The following is a 7575-nucleotide window of genomic DNA, read 5'->3' on the forward strand; positions in this document are numbered from 1 at the left end:
TGGCCGTACCGCGGCGGTCGCCGCCGCTCAACCGCCCCGCGCCGCCGGGCGCGTGGGCCACCGCTTCGGCAGGCGTTCCCGCAGCCGGACGCGCAGGGCCGTCCAGCGGTCCGCCGCCGCCCACATCACCCGCGCGGCCGAGCGCGGAGCGAGCGTCGCTCGCAGCCGGGTCGAGCGGTTCGCGGAGGCGCGCAGCCCCTCACGCAGCCGCCGGACGTCGTCCGCGAGGCCCGTCGCGAGCAGCGGCCGCGGCGCGTACAGGACCTGCTCGACCGCCGCGGCCACCCGGTGCACCGACTCCGCCGCGGCCGTGTCCAACTGACCGAGGCGGACGATCCGGGCCGCCGCCGTCCGGGGCGTCAAGGACTCCTCCGGCGCGATCCCGTGGTCCCACGCCGTGTCCGTGACCTCCAGCCAGGCCGCGAGGGTCCGCGCGGCGGCGTCCGCCTCCGTGCGCCCGCCGACGCCGAGCCGCACCGCGCGCACCCGGATCCGCCACAGCATCGGCAGCAGGGGCACCACCAGGACGACCAGGGCCGCGAGCGACCCGCCGACGATCATCCCCACCGGCGGCCCGCCGTCGTCGGAGTCCACCGCGAGCGGCGGCAACGCGCTGCTGCACCCGTCCTGCCGGCGCTGGTCGCGCGGGCAGTCGGAGGACTGCGAGGGCTGCGGGGACTGCGCCGCCGAGGTGGACGGCGCCGGCGCCGCCGGGTCCTCGGCGTCGTCGGCCGGGCTCTGCTCACGGGTGTAGTCCGGCACCGAGCCGCGGTTCGGCGTCGGCTCGAAGCGCGTCCAGCCCACGCCCTCGAAGTACAGCTCGGGCCAGGCGTGCGCGTCCCGCAGGCCCACCGACATCGTGCCGTTCGCCTGCGCCGAGCCCGGGGTGAAGCCCACGGCCACGCGCGCCGGGATGCCCAGCGTGCGCGCCATCGAGGCCATGGCGAAGGAGAAGTGGACGCAGAAGCCCTCCTTCTGCTCCAGGAAACGCACCACGGCCGCGGGACCGCTGCCCGCGCGGACCTGGGTGTTGTACGTGAAGCCGCCGTCGGAGGCGAACCAGTCCTGGAGCTTCACCGCCCGCTCGTAGTCGTTCGCCGCGCCCCGGGTGACCTTGCGGGCCGTCTCCGCCACCATCGAGGGCAGCGTGTCCGGCACCTTCGTGAACTCCCGCTTCAGCGCGGCCGGTGGCTGGGGCGCCGCCGCGAGCTGTGCGGCCGTGGGCTCCAGGACCAGGCTGTTCACGGAGTACTGCGCGCCGCGCGTGGTCTGCTTGCGGTCGCCGACCACGGTGCGGCCCACCGGCTCGTACCGCCAGCGGCCCTCGATGCGCACCTGGCTCGCCGGGTACGGCATGGGCAGCCAGTTCTGCGCGTAGCTGTCCGCGGCCGACATGTTCGTCTGGATCTCGGTCCTGCGGACGGTGGGGGACAGGCCCGGCGGCTCGGGCAGCCGCGCGGGCACGTCCTCGACGTCCCGGACGGTGGTCTTCCACGTCGTCCCGTCGAACTGGTCGAGCGACACGATCCGCAGATACAGGTCCTGGACGTCCTTGGCGTTCGTGCGGTACGAGATGACCTCGCGGTCCTCCGGCTGGTTCAGGCTGTTCTGCAGCGCGACCAGCGGGTTCACCGCGGAGATCGTGCCGCCCTTGCCGCGGCCGCCCACCCCGGGGCCGTCCGAGTCGTCCAGGAGGCCGCCGTCGAGGGCCGGCAGGCCGAGCGGCACCACCAGCGCGACGCCCAGGGCGACCGCGCCGATGCGGCGGCCCGTGCGCACGGGCGCGAGCGCGCCGCCGTCGCCGTCGAGGCCCGAGGCGGAGGCCGGCGCCCTGGCAGGACCGCCGAAGACCCGCCCCCACTGCGAGAGCCGGTCCCGGCCCTCCGCGAGGAGCAGCAGCAGGTACCCGGCCGCCGCGAGCAGGAACCACAGCCACCCCGCGCCGTCCTCGGAGAGCCCGGCCGCGATCGAGTACAGGGCGAGCAGCGGCAGCCCGGCCGGTGCCGCCGTACGGAACGTCACCGCGAGCGCGTCCACCGCGAGGCCCACCACGAGGACGCCGCCGACCAGCATCAGCCGGATGCCGTCGGTGAGCGGCGCCGGGATCGCGTACCGCCCCACGTCGTCGCTGCCCGCCTCCAGGAGCGTGCCGAAGTGCCGGAAGACCTCCGGCCCGGGTATCACCCCGGCCAGCGCCTGCTCCCGCGCGAAGACCAGCGTCAGGAGCAGCAGCGTGACCAGGGCCTGGGCGGCCACGGTCAGCGGTCTGGCGAGCGGCACCCGCCGGGCCAGCGCGCCCACGCCGCTCTGCAGCGCGAGCAGGACCGCCGCCTGCACCAGCCAGCCCGACGCCTCGACGAGCGGCAGCATCGCGCCCGACGCCAGCAGCGTCGCGGCGGCGGCGCACAGCGCGAGCCGCGTACGCCCACTCATGTCCATCCCCCTCTTCCACCGGTCCCGCCCGGCCCGCCCGTCATGGGGCTCGCGTTCGCCGCCTGGGGCCCCGCGCCCGCGCGCAGGTGGTCCGCCCGGCGCCACAGCTCCACCAGCGGCACCCCGGGCGGCACGGCGACCGCCGTCCAGCCCGCCTCGTTCAGCAGCCGCACCCGGTCGGCGGCCGGCGCGGACGGCGCCGCCTCGGTCCCCCGCAGCCAGGCCTGGCCGTCCATGAGGAAGGCGACCGCCGCGCCGCTGCGCCGCCGCATCTTGGCGAGCACCGCGGCCTGCTCCTCGTCGAGATCGCCGAGGAATGCCACCAGCAGGCCCTCGTTGCCGCCGCGCAGCACGTCGTAGGCGCGGGAGAGCCCGGCGCCGTCCGAGTGGTCGATCACGGCGAGCGTGTCCATCATCAGCCCGGCGGAGTCCGCGGACTCCTGGCTGGCGCCCGCGAACCCCTCGGCGCCCTCGCCGGGCAGCGAGCTCCCGGTGTCCGTCAGCAGGCGTACGGAGAAACCCCGCTCCAGCATGTGCACGAGCGTGGACGCGGTGCCGGACACCGCCCACTCGAACGCCGAGTCGGGGCCCGCGCCCTGGTAAGCCACCGCGCGGGTGTCGAGCAGCACCGTGCAGCGCGAGCGCTGCGGCTGCTCCTCGCGGCGCACCATCAGCTCGCCGTAGCGCGCGGTGGAGCGCCAGTGGACGCGGCGCAGGTCGTCGCCGTAGCGGTACCCGCGCGGGATGATGTCGTCCTCGCCGGCGAGGGCCAGCGAGCGGTGCCGCCCGTCGCCGTACCCCTTGGCCTCGCCGGTCAGCCGCACCGGCGGCAGCGCCTCCACGCGCGGGACCACGGTCAGCATGTCGAACGTGGAGAAGGAGCGGGTCAGCTCGCACATCCCGAAGGGGTCGGTCAGCCGCAGCTGGAGCGGGCCCAGCGGATAGCGGCCCCGCAGGTCCGAGCGGACGCGGTAGGACACCTCGCGCCGCCCGCCCGCCTCCACGCGGTCGAGCACGAACCGCGGCCGCGGCCCGAGCACGTACGGCACCCGGTCCTGGAGCATCAGCAGGCCCGTGGGCAGCCGCGAGACGTTCTCCATCCGCAGGTGCACGCGCGCCTCGGCGCCGGCGGGCACGCGCGCGGGGGCGAGCCGGCGGCTGCCCGCGACGCGGTAGCGCGTGCGGTACAGCACGCCCGCGCACACCAGCGGGAGCACCGCGAGCAGCAGCCCGACCCGCAGCAGGTCGCTCTGGCCGAGGACGTAGGCGCAGACGGCGGCGGCGACGCCCGCCGCGAAGAAGGAGCGGCCGCGGGTGGTCAGGCCGGACAGCGCGGTGCGCAGACCGCTGCGGTCGCCCCGGTCGGCCCCCTCCTCACCAGGGTGCGCCGACGGCCTCCCCCCGGCGGTCATCACAGCCCCCGGGCGCCGGGCGGCTGCTGGCCGAAGAACCCTCCGCCGGGCTGCTGGGCGGCCGGGACCGGCGTGCGCTGGAGGATCTCCACGACGACCGACTCGGCCGTACGCCGGTTGAGCTGCGCCTGGGCCGTGGGCAGCAGCCGGTGCGCGAGGACCGCGACGGCCAGCGCCTGGACGTCGTCCGGCAGCGCGAAGTCACGGCCGCTGAGCGCGGCGGAGGCCTTGGCGGCCCGCAGCAGGTGCAGCGTCGCGCGCGGCGAGGCGCCGAGTCTCAGCTCGGGGTGGGTGCGGGTGGCGGCGACCAGGTCGACCGCGTACCGCCGCACGGGCTCGGCGACGTGGACCGTGCGGACCGCGTCGATGAGCTTCACGATGTCGTGCGCGTGCGCCACCGGCTGGAGGTCGTCGAGCGGGGAGACGCCGCCGTGCACGTCCAGCATCTGCAGCTCCGCCTCCGGGGCCGGGTAGCCGATGGAGACGCGCGCCATGAAGCGGTCCCGCTGCGCCTCGGGCAGCGGATAGGTGCCCTCCATCTCGACCGGGTTCTGCGTGGCCACCACCATGAAGGGGCTCGGCAGCTCGTACGTCTGGCCGTCGATGGTGACCTGGCGCTCCTCCATGGACTCCAGGAGCGCGGACTGCGTCTTGGGCGACGCGCGGTTGATCTCGTCGCCGATCACGATCTGCGCGAAGATCGCCCCCGGTTTGAACTCGAAGTCCCGGCGCTGCTGGTCCCAGATGGACACGCCCGTGATGTCCGACGGCAGCAGGTCCGGCGTGAACTGGATGCGCCGCACCGAGCAGTCGATGGAGCGCGCCAGCGCCTTGGCGAGCATGGTCTTGCCCACGCCCGGAACATCCTCGATGAGCAGGTGTCCCTCCGCGAGGAGCACCGTCAGCGAAAGCCGTACGACCTCCGGCTTGCCCTCGATCACACCCTCGACCGACCCGCGGACACGCTCCGCCGTCGCGGTCAGATCTGTGAGGCTCGCTCGATCGTCATAGGTCGTCACCCGGCCCTCCTCGGCCCTTCCCCACGCTCGGCAAAGAGCAAGGGACACCTCTTTCCATGGTTCCCCGGGCCGCCAACTCGATGTGCGGACCGGCCCACCCCGAAACACGGACAGCACGCGTGAAGAGTTCAGCGCGCTGCCACACAGGCATTCTTGTGGGGCTTACCGGTTCGTGTCACTCGCCTGTGGACAACTGGCGCTGTTATGCCCGGTCTTGTGGTGTTTCGGGTACCGAACATTGTGCGGTACCCGGTACCACCGCGGCACACCGTGCCGGGCGGGTCACGCCGGGTCGATCTCGCGCAGCAGACCCGTCTGCACGTCGAAGACGAAGCCGCGCACGTCGTCGGTGTGCAGCAGGAACGGCGAGGTGCGCACCTTCCGCATGGACTGCCGCACGTCCTGGTCGACGTCGCGGAACGACTCCACCGCCCACGCGGGCCGCTGCCCGACCTCCATCTCGAGCTCGTGCCGGAACTCCTCGGTCAGCGACTCCAGGCCGCAGCCGGTGTGGTGGATGAGCGCCACGCTGCGGGTGCCGAGCGCGCGCTGGCTGATGGTCAGCGAGCGGATCACGTCGTCGGTGACGACGCCGCCGGCGTTGCGGATCGTGTGGCAGTCGCCGAGCTGGAGCCCGAGCGCGGCGTGCAGGTCCAGGCGGGCGTCCATGCAGGCGACGACGGCGACGCGCAGGACGGGCCGGGCGTCCATGCCCGGGTCGGTGAAGGCGGCGGCGTAGCGCCGGTTCGCCTCGACGAGTCGGTCGGTGACGGTTCCTTCCGCGGCTATGCCGCCGGTCGGCGCTGCGGAGGTATGGCCCGGGGAAGAAGTCGACATGCCGTCGACGGTAATAGCCATTGATCGCCCCGGCCCGCTGTGAGAACGGACAAAGAACCGCATTGCTTGTTGTTGTGAGGTAATCCACAGGTAGGTTCGGGCAGGTCCGAACGGGTGACGGGGCCCGGTGGCACGGCCCCGCGGGCACCCCGGCGCGCGCCGCGCAGGCCAGTTGATTGACCGCGGCACACCGTGGACTAAAGTGACGCGAAGCGGGAGAGGAGACCTACTCCCTGCTGGTAAATCCGGAGATTCGCAGAATTCCCCACGTGCGTGGCGCGTACGTACGGCTCGGCCTCCTCCCGCTCCCGGTCGGCTGACGCCGCCTCCCCGGCGCCGGCAGTCCGGTTCCCCTTCACCGAGCGGGCGGGGACCCAGCGGTGCGTAGGGCGCCCGCCGGACCTGAGAGGGCCCCTTGACCGGCAACAGTCGACACGTCCCGGTGATGCTCCAGCGGTGCCTGGACCTGTTGGCCCCGGCGCTCACGCGACCGGGAGCCGTCGTCGTCGACTGCACCCTCGGCCTCGGCGGCCACAGCGAGGCACTCCTGTCGGCCTTCCCCGAGGCGCGCCTCGTCGCCCTGGACCGCGACAAGGAGGCGCTGCGCCTGTCCGGCGAGCGGCTCGCGCCCTACGGCGACCGGGCCACCCTCGTGCACGCGGTCTACGACGAGCTGCCCGAGGTGCTCGACCGGCTCGGCGTGCCGCGCGTCCAGGGCGTCCTGTTCGACCTCGGCGTCTCCTCCATGCAGCTCGACGAGGCGGACCGCGGCTTCGCGTACGCCCAGGACGCGCCGCTCGACATGCGCATGGACCAGACGACCGGCATCAGCGCGGCCGAGGTGCTCAACACCTACCCGCCCGGCGAGCTGGTGCGGATCCTGCGCGCGTACGGCGAGGAGAAGCAGGCCAAGCGCATCGTGTCGGCCGTCGTGCGCGAGCGCGCGAAGCAGCCGTTCAGCACCAGCGCGCGCCTGGTCGAGCTGATCCGCGACGCGCTGCCGCAGGCCGCCAAGCGCACCGGCGGCAACCCCGCCAAGCGCACCTTCCAGGCCCTGCGCATCGAGGTCAACGGCGAGCTGAGCGTCCTGGAGCGGGCCATTCCCGCGGCGGTCAAGGCGCTGGCCGTGGACGGGCGCATCGCGGTGCTGTCGTACCACTCCCTGGAGGACCGCCTGGTCAAGCAGGTGTTCGCGGCCGGCGCCGCCACCACCGCCCCGCCCGGCCTGCCCGTGGTGCCCGAGGAGTACCAGCCGCGGCTCAAGCTGCTCACGCGCGGCGCCGAGCTGCCCACCGACGAAGAGATCGCCGAGAACCGCAGGGCCGCCCCGGCGCGGCTGCGCGGGGCGCAGCGCATCCGTGAGGACGTCGTATGACCGGCACCACCGGCTGGGCCCCCGCCCCGCGGGAGACACCGTGAGCCGCGTCCGCGAGGAGGCCGGGTGAGCAGGAAACCGCAGCTCCGAGGGAGGGCGGCGCGTCTCGCACGGCTGCTGCCCACGGGCCACGACCGCGCGGCCCGCACCCCGTTCATGCTCCTGGTCGTGCTGCTGCTCGGCGGCGGCCTGATCACGCTCCTGATGCTCAACTCCTCGCTGAACGAGGGCTCCTTCCAGCTCACCAAGGTGAAGCGGCAGACCCAGGACCTCACCGACGAGGAGCAGCAGCTCCAGCGGGAGGTCGACGAGTACGCCGCGCCGGACGCCCTCCAGCGCCGCGCCCGCGAACTCGGCATGGTCCCCGGCGGCGACCCGGCCTTCCTGAGCCCCGACGGCACCGTCCGCGGCGTCCCCCGCGCGGCGCCGGGACCGCCCGCCCTGCGCCAGTCGGCGGCCCGCCCGCCCGTGCCGCTGGCCCCGGTGCCCCCGGCGCCCC

At 74.4% G+C, this 7575-nt stretch carries 6 protein-coding genes; 2 read left to right on the forward strand and 4 right to left on the reverse strand.

Annotated features, from left to right (window positions below):
* Nucleotides 1-27: 27 nt before the first annotated feature.
* The 4 genes from QK440_RS33720 to QK440_RS33735 all read right to left on the reverse strand — a co-directional run bounded on the left by QK440_RS33720 (nt 28) and on the right by QK440_RS33735 (nt 5701).
* Nucleotides 28-2433: a DUF3488 and transglutaminase-like domain-containing protein gene (locus QK440_RS33720; RefSeq protein WP_282797059.1), complete on the reverse strand. Its 2406-nt coding sequence runs from the start codon at nt 2431-2433 to the stop codon at nt 28-30.
* Nucleotides 2430-3845 (reverse strand): DUF58 domain-containing protein, encoded by a 1416-nt coding sequence (locus QK440_RS33725; protein ID WP_282797060.1) that lies wholly within the window; start codon nt 3843-3845, stop codon nt 2430-2432. The genes QK440_RS33720 and QK440_RS33725 overlap by 4 nt, the downstream gene beginning before the upstream one ends.
* Nucleotides 3845-4864, reverse strand: coding sequence for a MoxR family ATPase (locus QK440_RS33730; RefSeq protein WP_282797061.1), 1020 nt, complete (start codon nt 4862-4864; stop codon nt 3845-3847). The genes QK440_RS33725 and QK440_RS33730 overlap by 1 nt, the downstream gene beginning before the upstream one ends.
* Nucleotides 4865-5146: 282 nt before the next feature.
* On the reverse strand, nt 5147-5701 hold the full coding sequence (locus QK440_RS33735; RefSeq protein ID WP_282797062.1) for a carbonic anhydrase: 555 nt from the start codon (nt 5699-5701) through the stop codon (nt 5147-5149).
* Between the two features lie 415 nt (nt 5702-6116).
* On the opposite strand from QK440_RS33735, the gene rsmH reads away from it, so the two are divergent.
* Both rsmH and QK440_RS33745 read left to right on the forward strand, forming a co-directional pair.
* Nucleotides 6117-7076 (forward strand): 16S rRNA (cytosine(1402)-N(4))-methyltransferase RsmH, encoded by a 960-nt coding sequence (rsmH, locus tag QK440_RS33740; protein WP_282797063.1) that lies wholly within the window; start codon nt 6117-6119, stop codon nt 7074-7076.
* Nucleotides 7077-7142: 66 nt separating this feature from the next.
* Nucleotides 7143-7575, forward strand: a 433-nt coding sequence (locus QK440_RS33745; RefSeq protein ID WP_282797064.1) for a septum formation initiator family protein, incomplete at its 3' end; no start/stop codon positions are given.

The organism is Streptomyces sp. CC224B (genome assembly GCF_030010595.1).
GTDB lineage: Bacteria > Actinomycetota > Actinomycetes > Streptomycetales > Streptomycetaceae > Streptomyces > Streptomyces longispororuber.